The sequence below is a fragment of the Nitrospirota bacterium genome (assembly GCA_026387665.1).
Taxonomy (GTDB): domain Bacteria; phylum Nitrospirota; class Nitrospiria; order Nitrospirales; family Nitrospiraceae; genus Palsa-1315.
Genome location: JAPLLG010000005.1, coordinates 98,591 through 115,599, shown reverse-complemented (window position 1 = coordinate 115,599; position 17,009 = coordinate 98,591). Strand labels below are relative to the sequence as shown.

The window sequence follows — 17,009 nt, the reverse complement described above, 5'->3', positions numbered from 1 at the left end:
TTTGCTGGTCTCGGTAGAGGCAGAGGGCCTGGTGCCCTCGTGAGGCTGATGGTTGTATCGCCGCGTGGTTGCCCTCCACGCGGCTGGCCTGGTTTCCCGTCGAACGATTTGTGAGGGCGGCGTCGGTTGGGCGTGATGTGATGCGCGGGGCCTGCCCTCACATCATCCTTAGTAGAGCGGTTCTTGTGGGCCCCACTGAAGCCCTGCCAAATCCGGATCTTCTCCTCCCTCGGTGTTCGAGGGGCGATCTGGCTTCTCGGTCTTGCGCTGTTCCCGCTTCGCGTCTTTATCGCGCCGCTGAATCTGTTTCGCTTTCTCGCGGTCTCGTTTTGCGATGGTTGTTTTTCCTGCTCGTCCGATGGTGCCCTCCTTTGCGTGGCGACTCGTTGTGAGGCGCCTCTCGCGTGCCGTTAGATTTTATCCAGACTATGACGACGGTTCCGTCGCTCCACGACGTCGCTTGGTCGTTGATTCTGGAGCATGCACGGTGGTCTTTGCTTCTCGCTCAGCCGTGCGGGAGCGAGTGCCCTGACCGAACCCTCGGCTGGCCATATTTGATACTTGTTTGCGGATGTCCTCCATCGAGGTCGTCAGGCTGGTATCAAGCGGCATTGGGAGGCCGAGCACTTCCCATCGGATTTTTGGCTTCCGCGTCGCCCGCGCTCGGTTCTTCCTCGTCTTGTCGGCTCGCCACCCAGTGGATAGCTTCATCAGTGCTCCTTTGTAGAACCAGGCATCTCCACCGTGGGAAAACGTGTGATGGAGATGAGGGGGTCGGATAGAAATGCCGAAATCATTCCGTCCATCTGTCTGCCAGGCATCCGAGCACAGAATATGATGGAACGTAGGAGCCGCACGTCCTGATGATGCAATCGCGCTGAGATAAGCGAGTGAGATGGGGCTGCGCGATGACCTAGTGCTGACTCGTACGATTGAACAGATTACCATGAGGGCAATCTGTAGTCAAAGTAGGGTATTTAGCTAGGCACGTAGCATGACATTCTTTCCATGTCTTCCTGGCCGTTCGAGTGAGTGTGGGGGCAGTGACGTCCGGCTTTTGTCTGCTCGTGACTTGGGCGAAAGGGGGAGCTCAGGGCAGTTTGTTGAGGGCCGGTGTGATCGATCGAAACGAAGGTTTTCGTAGGTACCGTGAAGCCGATTATTTGATGGCCACGGCTTTGACTTCTTTGAGTGTGGTATAACCCAGGAGGGTTTTTTGCACTCCGTCCTGCAGGAGGGTCGTCATGCCGTCCTCAATAGCCGCTTTCACCATCTCTTCCGTGCGGGCTTTTGTCTGAATTAAACGTTTGATTCCGTCTGATCCCAGCAGCAGCTCGTGCAGCGCGACCCGCCCCTTAAAGCCAGAGCGATTGCAGGTTTCGCATCCTTTTCCGCGAGCCAGGAGGAAGGTCTTGTCCTGAGGGATGCCGAGTTTGTCCCAATGTTCCGGCCCATAGCCCTGGCGGATTTCTTCATATTCTTCCGGTGTCCCGACATACTGCTCCTTACAGTCTTTGCAGATTCGGCGAGTGAGGCGCTGGGCCAGGACTCCCAACATGGCATCGGCAAAGCTAAACGAGTCGCAGCCCATGTCGAGGAGCCGGGTCACGGTTTCCACGGCGCTATTAGTGTGGAGGGTGCTCATGACGAGGTGGCCGGTCAGTGAGGCTTCGATGCCGATTTCAGCCGTTTCTTTATCGCGCATTTCACCGACCATGATGACGTCGGGGTCGGCTCGTAGGAACGCACGCATGGCTGCGGCAAATGTGAAGCCGATCTTCGGCTGCACTTGAACCTGGCGGAGTCCGTACTGGGTGATTTCGACCGGATCTTCCGCTGTCCAAATTTTAAGGTCCGGCGTATTAATGAAGCCGAGGACGGAGTGCAACGTCGTGGTTTTTCCCGATCCGGTTGGCCCGACGCAGAGAATGATGCCATAGGGTCGTGCCGCAATCTCCTTGATCGCGGCGAGATTCCGTGCGGAAAACTCCATTTTATCGAGTGGCAAGGGCTCACTGGCGGCGAGCAGACGCATGACCACGTCCTCGTTAAATCCCGCGGTCGGAATCGTGGCGACACGCAACTCAATATCTTTGTTTTCCGACATCTTGAATTTGATCTTGCCGTCCTGAGGTTTGCGGCGCTCGGCAATGTCGAGGCTGGCCATAATTTTCAGACGCGAGACGATGGCGCGCCGATAGCTGGGGGGGATCTTCATGTATTCGAAACAGTCGCCGTCGACCCGGAACCGGACGATGGTCTCGCGCTTTTCACCGTAGGGTTCGACGTGGATATCGGAGGCGCCCTGTCGGTAGGCATCGGCGATGATCTGGTTGGCTAGTCGCACGATGGCATTGTCGTTTTCGTCGAGTCCGCCTCCGGCATCCTCCGACGCCTCCTCTTGGGCCTCGTTGGCTAGTTCGCCGAGGATGTCAGAAACATTTTCATCCAGCTTTCTGGTGCTGTTGGGATCTCCCGGTCCTGGTCCCTGTCCTGTGGCGGCGGCGAGGAATTGAGCGATGTCACGACGGAGGCTGATGGCAAAGCGAATGGTGAGGCCGGGGAAGGTCCGCTTAATGTCGGCCACGCGATCGAGATCGCCCGGGTCATCCGTTAAAATCTCGATGGAGGTGCGGTCCCGCTTGAGGGGCATCCAGTGGTTCTTCTTGAGATAGTCGACATTCAGATTTTTCAGGAGTTCGATGTCCACGATCGTGCGATCGCTGTACTCGATGTAGGGACATTTGTAGAACTGGGCGAGCGATTTGCCGATCTCCAGCTTTGGGATTTTATGTTTCTCAATCAGGATGCTGTCGAAGTCTGAGCCGCCCTTTTTGGCTTCAGCCAGCGCGTTGTCCAATTCTTGTTGGGTGATGCGGTTGTTTGTGAGCAGCAGATCGAATTTTGTCGGGTTCTTTTTTGTGGTCTTGCGGAGATTGAAGAGGGCGATGCCGAGGGCCTTCGAGATTTCCGCGACGGATTCTTCGTCTTTTCTGGTGAAACGTGCGCCGCTCTTTTTGTTGAGCAGTTGGAGGACGCCCATTAAATACTTATTTTCCGCCACAATCGGGTAGGTCAGGACCTGCGTCGTTTTGAATCCGGTTCGCTTGTCATAGGAGGTGTCGTGGAGGAGGGAGGGATGGACGCCTTGCAGCTCCGCGAGATCATAGGCATCGGCGATGTTTACCGGGCGGAGATATTTTGCACAGAGCCCGGCCAGGCTTTGTTCCGTGATGGGAAGACGGATTTCCTCGACGCTGTCGAGGTGCGGGACCTTGGAGAAAATTTCTTTTTTGTCCGAATCGAAGGCGAAGATCGTCAGGTCTTCGGCGTCGAGGAGGCCGAGTATTTCTTTACGCAGGTCGAGGAGGATATGGTCAAGATCGCTGGTCGCCAGGATTTGGTCTGTGATGCGTTTGACATTCTCGGCGAATGCCACTTCCTGTTGCAGCCCTTGAAGGTTTTGGGTGACGGGCTTGGTCTGCATTCGGCGAATTCCCGCAGCTCACACACAATGGTTAGGGCCCGATTCGAGCGCGTGAATGGGCGCAGCGTTCGCGACCACATTGGTTTTACTGTGGAGGTCAAATGCCAGTCTAGCTGATCGCGAAGGGAAGGCAAGGGAAAGGCAGTTTTAAGCCTAGGGCTTCCTGCGCAACGGCAGGGAGACGGAATGGGAGGGCGGTCTGGCTGTTAGCTCGTTTGAGCGCGAGTGAGATGGGCTACGACTTGGGCTGGCGGCAACTTGATCTTGACGCCGTCTTTTCTGGTCTTGACCTCCACGACTCCTTCGGCGAGGCCCTTGTCTCCGACGACGACTTGGAAGGGGGCTCCCATCAGGTCCGCATCGTTGAACTTCACGCCAGCCCGTTCATCCCGATCGTCCCAGAGCACTTCCAGTCCTGCCGCCTGCAGTTCCGCGTAGAGTTGTTCAGTGACTTGGGCAGTCTGGGCCGATTGGGTCAGCGGGAGGAGATGCACATGGAAAGGCGCGATCGGGAAGGGCCAGATAATGCCTTTTGCGTCGTGGTTCTGCTCGATTGCCGAGGCGGCGGTGCGTCCGACGCCGATGCCGTAGCAGCCCATGACGGCCAGGCATTCTTTGCCCTGCGCGTCCAGGTAGGAGGCCTTCATGGCTTCGCTGTACTTGGTGCCGAGCATAAAGACATGCCCGACCTCGATGCCTTTCGTGGCTTTGAGCGTCCCGTCTTTCCTCGGTGAGGGGTCTCCCTCGCGGGCGCTGCGCAGATCGGCAAACTGCTCGACCTGAAAATCGCGTTCCCAGTTCGCATCGATATAGTGCGTGTCGAGCTGGTTGCCGCCGACGACGACGTTGCGCAAGGCTTTGATCGCGTGATCGGCAATAATCCGAATGTTTTTCAACCCGACGGGACCGGCAAACCCGACCGGGGCGCCGGTAACTTGCTCGACGACGGCGGGCGTCGCGAGCGCAAGCTCCGTGACGCGCAGGAGCCGCTGAACTTTGATCTCATTGACCTCATGGTCGCCTCGCACCAGCACGGCCACCGTCTCTTTTTCCGTCGAATAGAGGAGCGTCTTGATGAGGTGCGAAGGGGAGACGTTCAAAAACTTCGTGACTTCTTCGACGGTCCGGCAGCGTGGCGTCTGCACGGTCTGCAGGGGGCGTTGGGCTTCGGTGTCCACCTCGGTCGGGGGGAGCACTTCCGCTTGCTCGACGTTGGCGGCATAGGTGCCGGTATCGCTGTAGACGATGGTGTTCTCGCCGGTCTCGGCCAGCACCATGAACTCGTGCGAGGAGCTGCCGCCGATCAGGCCTGTGTCGGCTTCCACGGCGCGGAAAGTGAGACCGCAGCGCGTGAAGATCCGCTGGTAGGCATCGTACATCTTCTGGTAGCTAACCATGGCGCTCGCGGGGTCCTGGTCGAAGCTGTAGGCGTCTTTCATGATGAACTCGCGTCCCCGCATGAGACCGAAGCGGGGGCGGATTTCGTCGCGAAATTTCGTTTGGATTTGATAGAAGTTCAGCGGCATCTGCCGATAGGAGCGGACTTCGCGCCGGAAGAGGTCGGTGATGACTTCTTCATGGGTCGGCCCCAAACAGAACTCGCGATCGTGGCGATCCTTAAAGCGGATCAACTCCTTGCCGTAGAAATTCCATCGGCCTGTTTCCTGCCAGAGCTCGGCGGGGGAGGCGATCGGCATGAGCAGTTCTTGGGCGCCGGCCCGGTTCATCTCCTCACGAATGATCTGTTCGACCTTTCGGATGACCCGGAGGCCGAGCGGGAGGTAGGTGTAGATGCCGGCTGCCACCTTGCGGATCAGCCCGGCCCGAAGCATGAGCTTATGGCTGGCAGTTTCGGCTTCGCCCGGTTCTTCCCGCAATGTGGGGATTAAGACTTGAGAGGTTCGCATGGTTGTGTGAGAAAGGTCAGAACGTCATCAAGTCCGAACGTCTGCAAGAGAGGACTGGTTGTGCCGACATGACGACGTTCGACCTTCAGACTTTCCGGCTCATGGCCTAGTGGGAGAAGATCCGTTCAAGGTCGTTCCAGAACGCAAAGATCATGACGCCCACTAATAGCACGAGGCCTGCCTGTTGCGCTACTTCTCTCTGGCGCTCACCGAGGGGTTTCCGGAGGATGGCCTCGATCAGGAAAAACAACAGATGGCCTCCGTCCAGAATGGGAATGGGGAGCAAGTTGAGGACGCCCAGGTTGATGCTCAGGATGGCGATGAGAAAGATCACGCTGGAGGCCCCTTGCGATGCGGCTTCTCCTGAAATATTAGCGATTGTCAGCGGGCCGCCGATATTCTTGCTGGAGATGTCCCCCACGATCATCTTGTAGAGGCCGATGGCGGTCAGCTCGGTCCAGCCCCACGTCGCTTTCAATCCGTCATAGAGAGAGAGAAGCGGGGTGCTGGAGCGCATGATCGAGCGGCCCGGTCCTGAAATGCCGATCTTGCCGACCTCGACCGATTGACCATTGACCGTCGCCTTCTCTGTAGAGGGCGTCATGGTCAGTGGCACGCGGTGCCCCTCCCGCAAGACCTCGACGTTCAGCTGTTGGCCTGGATGTTCTTTCACGATCCCGGTCATCTGCGACCAGGTATGGATGGCTTGGCCCTCGATGGAGACCACATGGTCCCCGGCTTGAAGGCCGGCTTTGGCTGCCGGAGAACCCTGCACGACCGATGTGACCAGCGGCGGTGTCTCCTCGACGCCCAGGTAATAGCTTGGCTCCTGCGCCGAGGCCTGCGGTCCCGGGGCGGTGGTGGGCGTGACCGTCATCGTTTTGACCTGTCCGTCCCGTTTGACCTCAAGGGCCAATGCCTGGCCCTTGCTCTTCGCCACGGCGTCGAGCAGCTCAGTCCTGGTCGAAATCTCCTGTCCGTTGACTCGGCTGACGCGATCGCCGATCTGGAGGCCTGCCGTATCGGCCGGAGAGCCTGGGACCATCGCTTCGATATCGGGGGTCAGGTCTTGGAACGTGGGGACGAAGAGCGGCGCGCCGGTTGCGAGCCATGCGGAGAAAATGACATAGGCCAGGATGAAGTTAAATCCTGGCCCCGCTGCGACGATCAGGACTTTGCCCCCTAGGCGTTGGTGCGCAAACGACCGCGCGCGATCCGCCTCTGTGGTCGCCTCGGTTTCGTCTTCACCGAACAGTTTCACGTAGCCGCCGAGCGGAATGGCGGAGAGGAGATATTCGGTTTCGCCCAGTTGGCGGCCGAAGAGCTTCGGGCCGAAGCCCAGCGAGAACTTGAGGACCTTGACGCCGACCCAGCGAGCGGCCAGGAAATGCCCGAGCTCATGGAAGGCGACGAGCACGCCCAGGACGACCAGGAACCACCAGGCTTTCTGCAAGAGCAACCAGAGCGTATCGGGGGACCAGATGAATGCCATGAACAAGGTGTATGCTCCTTTAAAACTAGCGGGCCAACGCCGAGACTAACGATTCGGCTTTCTCACGAGCCCAACGATCCGCCTCTAACGCCTCTTCCAACGTATCCACGTCTTTAAGGCTGTGAGCGTCCATCGTGCTGCGGATAATCTCCACGATATCGGTAAATCGGATGCCACCCTTGAGGAACGCATCGACGGCGATTTCGTTCGCGGCATTCATCGTGGCCGGCATCGTCCCGCCGATCCGCAGAGACTCATAGCCGAGTCCCAGGCAGGGGAACCGATCGTGATCCGGCTTGCAGAACGTCAACTTCGCGATCTCGGTCAACTCCAGCGAGGGAAGATCGAGCGGCAGGCGCCCCGGGTATTGCATCGCATAGGAAATCGGGGTGCGCATATCCGGCAGTCCCAACTGCGCGATCATCGAACGATCCTGATACTCTACCAGAGAATGGATGATGCTTTCCCGATGGATCATCACTTCGATCTGAGACTCCGGAATATCGAAGAGCCAGCGGGCTTCGACGACTTCGAGCCCCTTGTTCATGAGGGTGGCGGAGTCGATCGTGATTTTGGCGCCCATCTTCCAATTGGGGTGCTGAAGTGCCCGCTCGGCTGTGACGTCGCGGAGCTCCTCTTTCGTCAGGGGCCAGAGGGCTCCGCCGGAGGCCGTGAGGATCAGGCGGCGGACATCTTCTTTGCGATGGCCTTCCAGCGATTGGAAAATCGCACTATGTTCGCTGTCGACCGGGAAGATGCGCACGTGATGTTTGCGCGCTTCCTCCTGCATCAGTTTTCCCGCCATGACCATTGGTTCTTTATTGGCCAGGGCGATTTGCTTGCCGCTTCGGATGGCCGCCAGCGTGGGCACGAGGCCGGCGCCGCCGACGATCGCGGAGATGACCAGGTCGGCTTCTGGCGCAGAGGCGACCTGACTCAGGCCTTCCGGTCCATCCAGGATTTCGACGGACAGTCCGGCGCAACGTTGCCTGAGTCTGGCGGCAGCGGAGGCATCCGAGAGGGCCACGATGCGGGGCTTGAACTTGCGGATTTGCTCTTCGAGCTTTTCGTCATTGCTGCCGGCGGTCAGCCCCGCCACGCGGAATTCTCCGGGGAACCGGTCCACGATATCCAAGGTGCTGGTGCCGATCGACCCGGTCGATCCAAGGATCACGATCGTTTTCATAGCGGCGTCCTCATTCGATGATCCGTAGCCGGCTCACCATCGTTACATAGTAGTAGAAGGCAGGGGCTGTGAACAAGAGACTATCCAACCGGTCGAGCATGCCGCCATGGCCTGGCAGGATTCCGCCGGAATCTTTGATGCCGACGCTACGCTTCATGGCCGATTCGGTCAGATCGCCCCAAAGACCTGTGATGGTCAGGAGGGTGCCCAGGACCAGACAGTCAAGCGCGGACAGCTCCTGGAGAAACCACCAGCGAATGATGTACGCGGCGATTATCGCACCGATCAAGCCTCCCACCAAGCCTTCGTAGGATTTCTTCGGACTGATCGTGGGAGCCAAGCGGTGTCGTCCGTAGAGGGTGCCGACATAGTAGGCGCCGGTATCGGAGGCCCAGGTCACGAGCAGGAGAAAGAAAATGAGCCATTCACCCTGAGGGAGCTGTCTCGTCATTGAGAGCGGGCCAAGCGTGAGTCCCAGGTAGAGCACGCCGAACAGGGTCATGGCCCCATCCCTCAAGCTCTGCTCGAGGGGTGCGCGGCTGAAGAGGGGGACGGAAATGATGCCGATCAATGTGGCAAGGAGGCTCGGCAGGATGATGTTCGGCCAATGAGCGCCGAGAATCACGGCTGCGAATCCTGCCAGGCCGATTCCGATCAGCCAGGACTGGCTGCGGTCGCTGAAACACAATCGGTAGAATTCGAAGAGGGCGAGCGCTCCCGCCAGCACCACGACGCCTGAAAACACGAGGGGCGGGAGGTAGCGAATGACGGCATACAGCAGGGGAGCCAGGACCAGGACTGTATAGATCCGACGGGGGTCGAACCGGGCTGCCGCAACCGGCGTTGGGTGAGTCGGCTGTTGGCCGGTGTTCGTTGTTTGCATCTGGAGGTTCAGATCGACCACTATGAGGAAATCGTGCTGCTGAGGACGCGACCGAATCGCCGCTCGCGGCGCTGGTATTCCAAGAGAGCCAGCAAGAACTCGCGGCGACGGAAATCGGGCCAGAGGGTTGTCGTGAAATAGAGTTCGGTATAGGCCAGTTGCCAGAGGAGGAAATTGCTGATGCGGGTTTCGCCGCTGGTGCGAATCAGGAGATCGGGATCCGGCAGCCCCTGGGTATAGAGGTGTTGCTGGATCAGTGCCTCATCCACCTCGCCCGGTTGCAGTTTCCCCTCTTGCGCGTCACGCAGGATTTCCCGCACCGCATCGACGATTTCTGTGCGGCCACCGTAGCTGAGGGCGACTGTGAGGTGGAGTTTGTCGAGGTGAGCGGTCGCCTGTTCCGTGCCACGGACCCATTGGATGGCGGAGGCAGGGAGGTCTTCGAGCCGTCCGATCGTGCGAAACCTGACACCCTGTTCGATGAGTTTCGTCCGTTCCTCCGCCAGGAAGTATTCGAGCAAGCCCATGAGCGAGGATATTTCTTGAGCGGGGCGGTTCCAGTTTTCCTGAGAAAACGCGTAAATGGTCAGGGCTTGGATGCCAAGGTCTGAGCAGGCCTGGACCATTTCACGAACGGATTTGATCCCTTCCCGATGACCGGCAATGCGGGGGAGGTGCCGTGATTCTGCCCAACGACCGTTGCCGTCCATGATGATCGCCACGTGTTTCGGCAGGAGGGCTGGGTCGAGCTTGGAGGCCAGCTCTTCGGCTGACAGCTGGTCCATGGCCGATGATTCGTTTGTACTCATAGGGTGTTGCTGGTCACGATCCTTCATCTTGGAAAGTCTTACGGTAGGCGAGCAAAGTTTACTGGTGAGCAGAGGGAAAGTCAAACGAAAAGTCCTGTAAAAGCGACAAGTTGAGCAGGTTCGCATTGCGCCTGCGGAAAGGGATCGGCTATACTTCGTCGTCTATCTGCATGCCAACCGAGTAGGGATTCTCGAACCATGGGTGAACTTGTTCAGCTCGCATCTTTTGGCCTGACCGAAGGCGAAGTGCTCTCGGCGCTTGGTCGGGTCAAGGTCCGTGATGTCGATTATGCCGACCTGTATTTTGAGTCTTGTGTGTCCGAGTCCGTTTCGATGGAGGAGTCGCTCGTCAAACGTGCCACGAAGAGTGTGTCGCAGGGTGTGGGGGTGCGGGCGACGGCGGGTGAGAAAACTGGCTTTGCCTATTCCGACGAGCTGACGAAAAAGGATCTTGAGCTGGCGGCCGATACGGCCCGCTACATTGCCAATTCGCCGAGTGGGGCTCAGGCCGTTCCTGCGCCGGTCCGTCAACGTCCGACGCGCGATCTCTATCCGGTTGAACGGGTACAGGTTGAAGTCGCCACGGCGGATCGCGTGGCCCTATTGAACGCGATCGATGCCGAGGCGCGCCGGTATGATCCGCGCATCAAGAATGTCATGGCCTCGTTTAACACGGAATATAAAGTGGTGGTGGTCGCCACCTCGGACGGCACCTTGATCGGGGATGTCCAGCCGCTATCGCGGCTGCAAGTCACCTGTATTGCCGAAGAGAAGGGGCAACGCCAGTCCGGTTCATTCGGCGGGGGCGGTCGTGTCGGGTTTGAGTTTTATCATGAGGGCGACCGGCATTTACGATTTGCGCGGGAAGCGGCCCGTGAAGCGATCCTCAACCTTTCTGCTGTCGACGCGCCGGCCGGTGTCATGCCGGTCGTACTAGGCGGAGGCTGGCCAGGGATTTTGTTGCATGAAGCCATTGGTCATGGATTGGAAGCAGACTTCAACCGCAAGAAAACCTCGGCATTTTCGAACCTCCTCGGCAAACGGGTGGCGTCCGATGTCTGTACGATCGTCGATGATGGGACTCTGCCGGGGCGGAGGGGCTCGCTCAATATGGATGATGAAGGGACTCCGACCGGTCGCACCACGCTCATCGAGAACGGGATTCTGCGCGGCTACATTACCGATAAATTGAATGCGCGACTCATGGGCATTCCCGTAACCGGCAACGGGCGGCGGGAAAGTTACCAAAGCGTGGTGCTGCCGCGCATGACGAATACCTTTATGTTGGCTGGGACCTCGGATCCCGAGGAGATTATCCGTTCGGTCGATCGTGGCTTGTATGCCGTGTCGTTCGGCGGCGGTCAGGTGGACATTACCAACGGCAAGTTCGTGTTTTCCGCCAGCGAGGCCTACTTGATCGAGGGGGGGAAGGTGACGAGGCCGGTCAAGGGCGCGACCTTGATCGGCAGCGGCCCGGAGATCCTCACCAAGGTTTCCATGGTCGGGCATGATCTCAAGCTCGACGAGGGGATCGGGACCTGCGGCAAGGACGGGCAATCTGTCCCGGTGGGCGTCGGTCTGCCGACCATTCGTATCGATGAAATTACCGTGGGCGGGACACAGCGATGAACCAGCAACTACAACAGCGCGACGGCTATAGCCAGCTGGCCTTGGATCTATTGGCCAAGGCGAAGCGGAGTGGGGCGACGGAAGCGGACATCATTATTGCCGAGGGCGACACCTTTTCGGTGCAAGTCCGGTTGGGCGCTGTCGATCGGCTCACCAAGGCGAGGGAAAAGCATCTTGGCTTGAGGGTCTTCGTCGGGAAACGTTCTGCCAGCACCTCCACGTCAGATTTTTCGGCGGATTCCTTGAACGCCCTCGTCGCCGAGACCTGTACCTTGGCGAAGGCCGTCGTGGAAGATCCTGTCTCTGGTTTGCCTGAAGTGGATCAGATGGCGGGGGAGAGACCGGATCTGGACCTCTACGATCCGACCAGACTGAATACGGAGCAGCAGATCGATTTGGCCAAACGGGTCGAGGCTGCGGCCATGTCGACAGACGAGCGAGTGACGAATTCCGAAGGGGGCGATTTCGACTCCTCCTCCGGGCGTGTCGTACTGGGTAATAGTCACGGATTTCTGGGTGAGTACCAAAGTTCCAGTTTCTCCATGTCGGCTTCGCCTGTTGCGACCGATCCGGAAACCGGGGCCATGCAGCGGGACTCCTGGTACGATGTGCAACGGAAATTTTCCAAGTTGAATTCTCCTGAGGCTGTGGGACTGGAAGCAGCCAGGCGGACGGTCCGCAAGCTGGGCGCGAGGAAAGTGGCCACCCAGCGAGTGCCGGTCGTCTTCGATGCTGAAATGGCGGGAAGTCTGATGGGGAATCTCTGTGGCGCCGTGTCTGGCTATTCCCTCTACAAAGGCGCCTCGTTCCTGGCAGGCCAATTAGATAAATCGCTGGCTCCTGACTATGTGACAGTCTATGACGATGGACGAATCGTCGGAGGCTTGGGCTCCCGGCCATTCGACGGAGAAGGGCTGCCGACCAGAAAGACGACCGTGGTGGAGCGGGGCGTCCTGAAGAGCTACCTGCTCGATACCTATTCCGGGAGAAAGCTCGGGATGGCCTCGACCGGGAACGCCTCGCGCAGCGTCGGTGAGAATCCATCGGTTGGGCCTACGAACTTTTATCTCGCGCCGGGGACGAAGACGGCGCAAGAGATCATCCAGACGGTGAAGCAGGGCCTCTATGTCACGGACCTGATCGGGTTCGGCATCAATATGGTGACCGGCGACTATTCCCGTGGGGCCTCCGGCTTTTGGATCGAAGGTGGCGAGCTGGCCTATCCCGTCGAAGAGATTACGATCGCGGGCAATCTGAAAGACATGTTCGCGGGGATCGAGATGGTCGGCAGCGACCTCGTGTTTCGCGGACGCATTGCCAGCCCGACGGTCAAGATTGCCGAGATGATGGTCGCGGGGAGCTAGGAGGAGCTATGGCCGAGTCGATCAGAGAATCGCTGGTCCAGTATTCCAGTGACCAGGTGACGATGCGGGCCTATGTGGCGGCCCCGCAGACGAAGGAACGACGCCCTGCGATCATCGTGATTCAGGAATGGTGGGGGCTGACCGACCATATCAAGGACGTAGCGCGCCGCTATGCCGCTGAGGGCTATGTGGCGATCGCTCCGGATCTCTACTCGCGGCTGGGTTATGCCCTCACGACCGATCCGGGCGAGGCAGGCAAGCTGATGGGGACGCTGCAGCAGGAAGACGGCTTGAAAGATTTAAATGCCACCGTCGCCTATTTGAAGTCTGTTCCTGAAGTCGATGCCGCTAAGATCGGTGTCACAGGGTTTTGCATGGGAGGGGGCTATGCCCTCATGCTGGCTTGTGTGAATAGGGACATCAAGGCCGCTGCGCCGTTCTATGGGCAGGTGCCGAATCCCGATGCGCCCCTGCAACAGCTGTCGGCTCCTGTGCTGTATTTCTATGGAGAGGAAGACGGCTGGATTACCAAGGCGGATGTCCAGCGACTCGCGGCAGGCCTCAAGAAGTATCATAAGTCCGGTGAGATCAAGGCCTATCCCGGCGCGCCCCATGCGTTTTTTCGGGATACGGATAAGACCGTGTATCGGCCTGAGGCGGCTCAAGACGCTTGGATTCGCGCCACAACATTTTTCAACCAGTATTTGAGATCGTAGAGGAGTCACCAGCACCATGCCGCTTGATGTCGAACTTGGAAAGACCATGCTCCAGTTGATTACGTCGCGATACGACGACCGACATTGGCGCAAGAAGATCGAGAAGACCCTGGGGTTGCCGCAATCCGGCGTCGGGGATCCTTCGCAACAGCAGATTTTCATGTATCTCAAACTCGGGCTCAAGGCCTATAAATCCCGCCGTGCCGATCCGGACTCCTGGATTGTCGGAGGCTATGCCACGAAGGAAATCGTCGAGCGGGCGAAGTTTCAGCCCCAGGTGGTCGGTCCCGACATCACGAAGGACGAGGTGGCGTTTCTCGGCATCGATCCGGGGAAAGAGATCGACGAAGCCTGGTGGGACGAGATGCTGGTGTCCTGGTTCGATGTGCCGGAAGAGGAACAGCCAGCAGAGGAGTCAGAGGCGGACTCCGAGTCAGCTTCTTCTGCCAAGGCAGAGAACGTATAATCATTTAGGCCATGATCCGAGTCTGTTAGAACAGCTCCATTTGGTCCGGACGCGATAGCGCGATGTCCCGGTTGGGAGCTGCGGTCTGAGTGGCCTGGGGCTTGCCCTGCTTTACCTGGCGGTCGAGAAGTTCCCGTAGTTTTTTGAAGTCCTCACGAAGCGGCTCGAGCATGCTGCCCTGGTGCAAGGCTGCGGCGGGATGCAGCAGGGGAAAGAGGACGAAGTCTTTCAAATAGAACGCCTGGCCCCGCACCTTCGTAATTCCCACCTTCCGCTCCAGCAGGGTTTGCGTTGCCCAATTCCCCAAGGTGCAGACCAGTTTCGGGCGGATCATGGCGATCTGTTGCATCAAGAACGGCTTGCAAGTCTCGACTTCATCCGGTTCCGGATCTCGATTGTTCGGCGGGCGGCATTTGATGACGTTCGCGATGTAGATGTCGCTGCGTGACAGTCCTGCCGATTGCAGCAGGTCGTTCAAGAGTTTGCCCGCCGCCCCCACGAACGGCTCCCCCTGCCGGTCTTCGTGAAAGCCCGGTGCTTCCCCCACGAACATCACGCTCGCTTGTTGGTTTCCCACGCCGAATACCACTTGGGTGCGGCCTTGCTGCGCGAGTTTGCACCGTTGGCAGTTGTGCAGCGATGTGGCGAGGTCTTGGAGCGTCATGGCTTGCCTCACGATAATAATGTGGAATTATTTTATGAAGGCTTCTGAACGCTTGTCAATCGCGGCCTAGGTAGGGGTCGAAAACGCAGGATGCTCAAAAAGTATGGCCAGCAAGGCCGCAGGCGAGTCGAACTCGGAGGCGTACCTCAGGGGTACGTTGAGGATTTCGATAAGCCGAGAACGACGCTGGCGGACTTTTTCAGCATCCTGCTAGCGGAGGCCGATGGCATCGGCAGAACGATTGCCGCTGACAATGGCGCTTTCAAGGTTGGGCGGCCATCCTGTATCGGTCCAGGCACCGGCCACGAGCAAGTTGGCGATCGGGCTGCGCTGGATGGGCCGGTGGGGTTTGGTGCCTGGCCGGAGCGAGAGGACGGCATGGGGAATCGTTCGTCGGCGAGTTGTCGCGATCCTGCTTCCGGGACGGAGGAGTCCCAAGGATCTGAGCAGGTCAGGAATCAGCGATTCAAGGTCTTGGCTCAGTTGAGCCTGTGCGAACCGGCTGTCGGTCGTGACAAGAGAGAAGCTGGTGCGATCTGGTCCGCTTCTTGTGGCGAGTACCGAGTGAAAGACCGTGTCGCCTAATAAAATAAGACGAGGGGAGGCACAGGGTTGTTCCGTCTCCGCCAGGATGGTGGTGCTGTCGGATGACTGCAATAGTGTGAGTTGCTGGAAATAGGCGTAGCGGGTCAGCCATCGTTCCGGAATTAAGGGCGTCAGTTGCTGCGGGGATAGGGCTGTGATGTACCAATCAGCCTGGAGCAGGGAGCCATCCTTCAGCAGGACGCCGGAGATGCGATCTCGTTCATGACGAAGCTCGATGGCTTCAGTCTTGCGCAGGATGGTGGCGCCGGCCTTGGTCAGAGCCTGGATGATCGGGTGCACGAGGCAGGTTTGCGGAGAATTCTGCAGGATCAAAATACGGCTATCGGAACGAGTGTTCAGGAACAGGGGTCGCACGGAATTTACGAAGGCCTCGGCGGACAGAGTGCAGAGGTCGTTGCCGGTCAGCCATTGCGCGAGAGGATTCCAGACCACACGACATGTCTGTGTACTTTGCCCGAGCGTCGCGAGCCATTCGTCGGCGGTGCGTTGCTCCAGGTCGGCAGACAGCAGCTCGTCGCCCTCCCACAGCCGTTCCAGCCAGGATGCCAATTGCCATCGTTCGTTCCAGGGGAGGCCGGTAAATCTCAGGAGGCTCACCCAGGTATGAAGGGGAGCAGGGAGTCTGGTCCTGGGGTAACGGATGAGCGCGTGATCGGGGAGACGAAATTCTAGCGGGATGTCGATGGGGACAGGCTGCGGCGAATTGGCCTGGAGGGAGCGCAGTAAGGCTTGCGTGTCATGATGGCAGCCAAGGAGGGTGAAAGATTCAGGTTCGTCGTGAGGCTGTCCGCCGGTGGTGGTGCCTTCCAGGGGAGTGGGCTGATCGACGACGGTGACTCGATGCCCTTGACTGGCGAGGCGGTGGGCGGCGGTGAGGCCGGCTAGGCCTCCACCAAGAATCACAACGGACTGAGCGTGTGGGGCTGTCACGAGAATCGTGAGCGGAGCCAGACTCCGGCAGCCAGGGCCAGCCGATAGGTTGTGGAGAGCCGGACGCGCGGGCCGAATATCCGATGCTCCGGTTTCTCGATTTTTTTCAGGATGCGAAAATACACTGCCCGCATAATTTCCGAAACGGTCAGCGCTCGCCGGTCTTGCGCCGGTAGGGCCTTGAACGCCGCCTGCGCTTTAGCATAGTACTCATGGGCCTTGGCCGCTTCGAAGCGGAGCAACGTATGGAGCGCCTCATTCTCTTGTTGCTGGAGAATCATCTTCTCGGTGCAGCCGAATTGTTGGAGGTCTTCCTGCGGCAGATAGATGCGGCCCTGGGCCGCGTCTGTCCCGATGTCCCGCAGAATGTTCGTCAGTTGGAAGGCCATGCCGAGACTGACGGCGTAGTCTTGCGCCCTGGGCGATGTCGGCCCGAAGATATGGAGGCAGATCAGGCCCACGACCGACGCGACGCGATAGCAATAGAGCGAGAGGTCTTGCATCGAGGCGTAGCGCGCCGCCGAGAGATCCATGCCCACGCCCTTGATCAGTTCTTCGAAGTAGGCTCGCGGGATGGACAGCTCTTTGACATGGTGCGCCAGACTGATGGTCACAGGGAAGGTCGGCGTCCCTTCATAGGCGGCTTGAAGTTCATCCCACCATCGCTGCAGTTCCTTGGAGGGATTGCTGCCCGCCGGAGGATCGTCGACGGCATTGTCGACCTCCTTGCAGAACGCGTAGATCGTATACATGGCGGCGCGCCGTTTTTTGGGGAGGAAGAGGAAGGAGTAATAGAAATTGCTCCCGCTCTTTTTGGTGAGGGTCGTGCAGTAGGTTTGCGCTTTCGCCGCGGAGAGTAAGGTCATAGTG

At 58.8% G+C, this 17,009-nt stretch carries 14 protein-coding genes; 4 read left to right on the top strand and 10 right to left on the bottom strand.

Annotated features, from left to right (window positions below; translation table 11 throughout):
- Positions 1–426: 426 nt before the first annotated feature.
- From NT179_03805 to NT179_03775, 7 genes are all read right to left on the bottom strand, one after another.
- Positions 427–711 carry a hypothetical protein gene (locus tag NT179_03805; protein ID MCX5721141.1) on the bottom strand — a complete coding sequence of 95 codons (285 nt, stop codon included), beginning with the start codon at positions 709–711 and terminating at the stop codon, positions 427–429.
- 448 nt (positions 712–1,159) lie between these two features.
- A complete protein-coding gene (locus NT179_03800) occupies positions 1,160–3,487 on the bottom strand; it encodes an ATPase, T2SS/T4P/T4SS family (protein ID MCX5721140.1) in 2,328 nt (775 codons plus the stop codon).
- A gap of 206 nt (positions 3,488–3,693) precedes the next feature.
- Positions 3,694–5,394 carry a proline--tRNA ligase gene (locus NT179_03795; GenBank protein ID MCX5721139.1) on the bottom strand — a complete coding sequence of 567 codons (1,701 nt, stop codon included), beginning with the start codon at positions 5,392–5,394 and terminating at the stop codon, positions 3,694–3,696.
- 106 nt (positions 5,395–5,500) lie between these two features.
- Positions 5,501–6,886, bottom strand: a complete 1,386-nt coding sequence (rseP, locus tag NT179_03790; GenBank protein MCX5721138.1) for an RIP metalloprotease RseP — start codon at positions 6,884–6,886, stop codon at positions 5,501–5,503.
- A gap of 25 nt (positions 6,887–6,911) precedes the next feature.
- Positions 6,912–8,072: a 1-deoxy-D-xylulose-5-phosphate reductoisomerase gene (locus tag NT179_03785; protein MCX5721137.1), complete on the bottom strand. Its 1,161-nt coding sequence runs from the start codon at positions 8,070–8,072 to the stop codon at positions 6,912–6,914.
- Positions 8,073–8,082: 10 nt separating this feature from the next.
- Entirely contained in the window at positions 8,083–8,955 is an 873-nt protein-coding gene (locus NT179_03780; GenBank protein MCX5721136.1) for a phosphatidate cytidylyltransferase, read from the bottom strand.
- A 20-nt stretch (positions 8,956–8,975) separates the two neighbouring features.
- Positions 8,976–9,764, bottom strand: coding sequence for an isoprenyl transferase (locus NT179_03775; protein MCX5721135.1), 789 nt, complete (start codon positions 9,762–9,764; stop codon positions 8,976–8,978).
- 198 nt (positions 9,765–9,962) lie between these two features.
- Here NT179_03775 and tldD point away from each other — a divergent pair, with 198 nt between their 5' ends.
- Genes tldD through NT179_03755 form a run of 4 tightly spaced genes read left to right on the top strand, consistent with a single transcriptional unit; the run spans position 9,963 to position 13,939 of the window.
- The gene (tldD, locus tag NT179_03770) at positions 9,963–11,393 is read left to right on the top strand and encodes a metalloprotease TldD (GenBank protein ID MCX5721134.1); all 1,431 of its coding nucleotides are present in this window, start codon (positions 9,963–9,965) and stop codon (positions 11,391–11,393) included.
- Entirely contained in the window at positions 11,390–12,757 is a 1,368-nt protein-coding gene (locus NT179_03765) for a metallopeptidase TldD-related protein (protein ID MCX5721133.1), read from the top strand. Before tldD ends, NT179_03765 begins: the two co-directional genes overlap by 4 nt.
- Positions 12,758–12,765: 8 nt before the next feature.
- The gene (locus NT179_03760; protein MCX5721132.1) at positions 12,766–13,473 is read left to right on the top strand and encodes a dienelactone hydrolase family protein; all 708 of its coding nucleotides are present in this window, start codon (positions 12,766–12,768) and stop codon (positions 13,471–13,473) included.
- A 16-nt stretch (positions 13,474–13,489) separates the two neighbouring features.
- Positions 13,490–13,939 carry a hypothetical protein gene (locus tag NT179_03755; GenBank protein MCX5721131.1) on the top strand — a complete coding sequence of 150 codons (450 nt, stop codon included), beginning with the start codon at positions 13,490–13,492 and terminating at the stop codon, positions 13,937–13,939.
- A 25-nt stretch (positions 13,940–13,964) separates the two neighbouring features.
- Here NT179_03755 and NT179_03750 read toward each other — a convergent pair whose 3' ends face one another.
- The 3 genes from NT179_03750 to hpnD all read right to left on the bottom strand — a co-directional run bounded on the left by NT179_03750 (position 13,965) and on the right by hpnD (position 17,005).
- Positions 13,965–14,603 carry a uracil-DNA glycosylase gene (locus tag NT179_03750; GenBank protein MCX5721130.1) on the bottom strand — a complete coding sequence of 213 codons (639 nt, stop codon included), beginning with the start codon at positions 14,601–14,603 and terminating at the stop codon, positions 13,965–13,967.
- A gap of 210 nt (positions 14,604–14,813) precedes the next feature.
- On the bottom strand, positions 14,814–16,139 hold the full coding sequence (locus tag NT179_03745; GenBank protein MCX5721129.1) for an FAD-dependent oxidoreductase: 1,326 nt from the start codon (positions 16,137–16,139) through the stop codon (positions 14,814–14,816).
- On the bottom strand, positions 16,136–17,005 hold the full coding sequence (hpnD, locus tag NT179_03740) for a presqualene diphosphate synthase HpnD (protein ID MCX5721128.1): 870 nt from the start codon (positions 17,003–17,005) through the stop codon (positions 16,136–16,138). The genes NT179_03745 and hpnD overlap by 4 nt, the downstream gene beginning before the upstream one ends.
- Positions 17,006–17,009 lie beyond the last annotated feature (4 nt).

Excerpts from the sequence above, each read along its gene's own strand:
- NT179_03775 (MCX5721135.1), bottom strand. The coding sequence starts at position 9,764 with ATGAGTACAAACGAATCATCGGCCATGGACCAGCTGTCAGCCGAAGAG.
- rseP (MCX5721138.1), bottom strand. The coding sequence starts at position 6,886 with ATGGCATTCATCTGGTCCCCCGATACGCTCTGGTTGCTCTTGCAGAAA.
- NT179_03805 (MCX5721141.1), bottom strand. The coding sequence starts at position 711 with ATGAAGCTATCCACTGGGTGGCGAGCCGACAAGACGAGGAAGAACCGA.
- NT179_03780 (MCX5721136.1), bottom strand. The coding sequence starts at position 8,955 with ATGCAAACAACGAACACCGGCCAACAGCCGACTCACCCAACGCCGGTT.
- tldD (MCX5721134.1), top strand. The coding sequence starts at position 9,963 with ATGGGTGAACTTGTTCAGCTCGCATCTTTTGGCCTGACCGAAGGCGAA.
- NT179_03765 (MCX5721133.1), top strand. The coding sequence starts at position 11,390 with ATGAACCAGCAACTACAACAGCGCGACGGCTATAGCCAGCTGGCCTTG.
- NT179_03785 (MCX5721137.1), bottom strand. The coding sequence starts at position 8,072 with ATGAAAACGATCGTGATCCTTGGATCGACCGGGTCGATCGGCACCAGC.
- NT179_03800 (MCX5721140.1), bottom strand. The coding sequence starts at position 3,487 with ATGCAGACCAAGCCCGTCACCCAAAACCTTCAAGGGCTGCAACAGGAA.
- NT179_03795 (MCX5721139.1), bottom strand. The coding sequence starts at position 5,394 with ATGCGAACCTCTCAAGTCTTAATCCCCACATTGCGGGAAGAACCGGGC.
- NT179_03755 (MCX5721131.1), top strand. The coding sequence starts at position 13,490 with ATGCCGCTTGATGTCGAACTTGGAAAGACCATGCTCCAGTTGATTACG.
- hpnD (MCX5721128.1), bottom strand. The coding sequence starts at position 17,005 with ATGACCTTACTCTCCGCGGCGAAAGCGCAAACCTACTGCACGACCCTC.
- NT179_03760 (MCX5721132.1), top strand. The coding sequence starts at position 12,766 with ATGGCCGAGTCGATCAGAGAATCGCTGGTCCAGTATTCCAGTGACCAG.
- NT179_03750 (MCX5721130.1), bottom strand. The coding sequence starts at position 14,603 with ATGACGCTCCAAGACCTCGCCACATCGCTGCACAACTGCCAACGGTGC.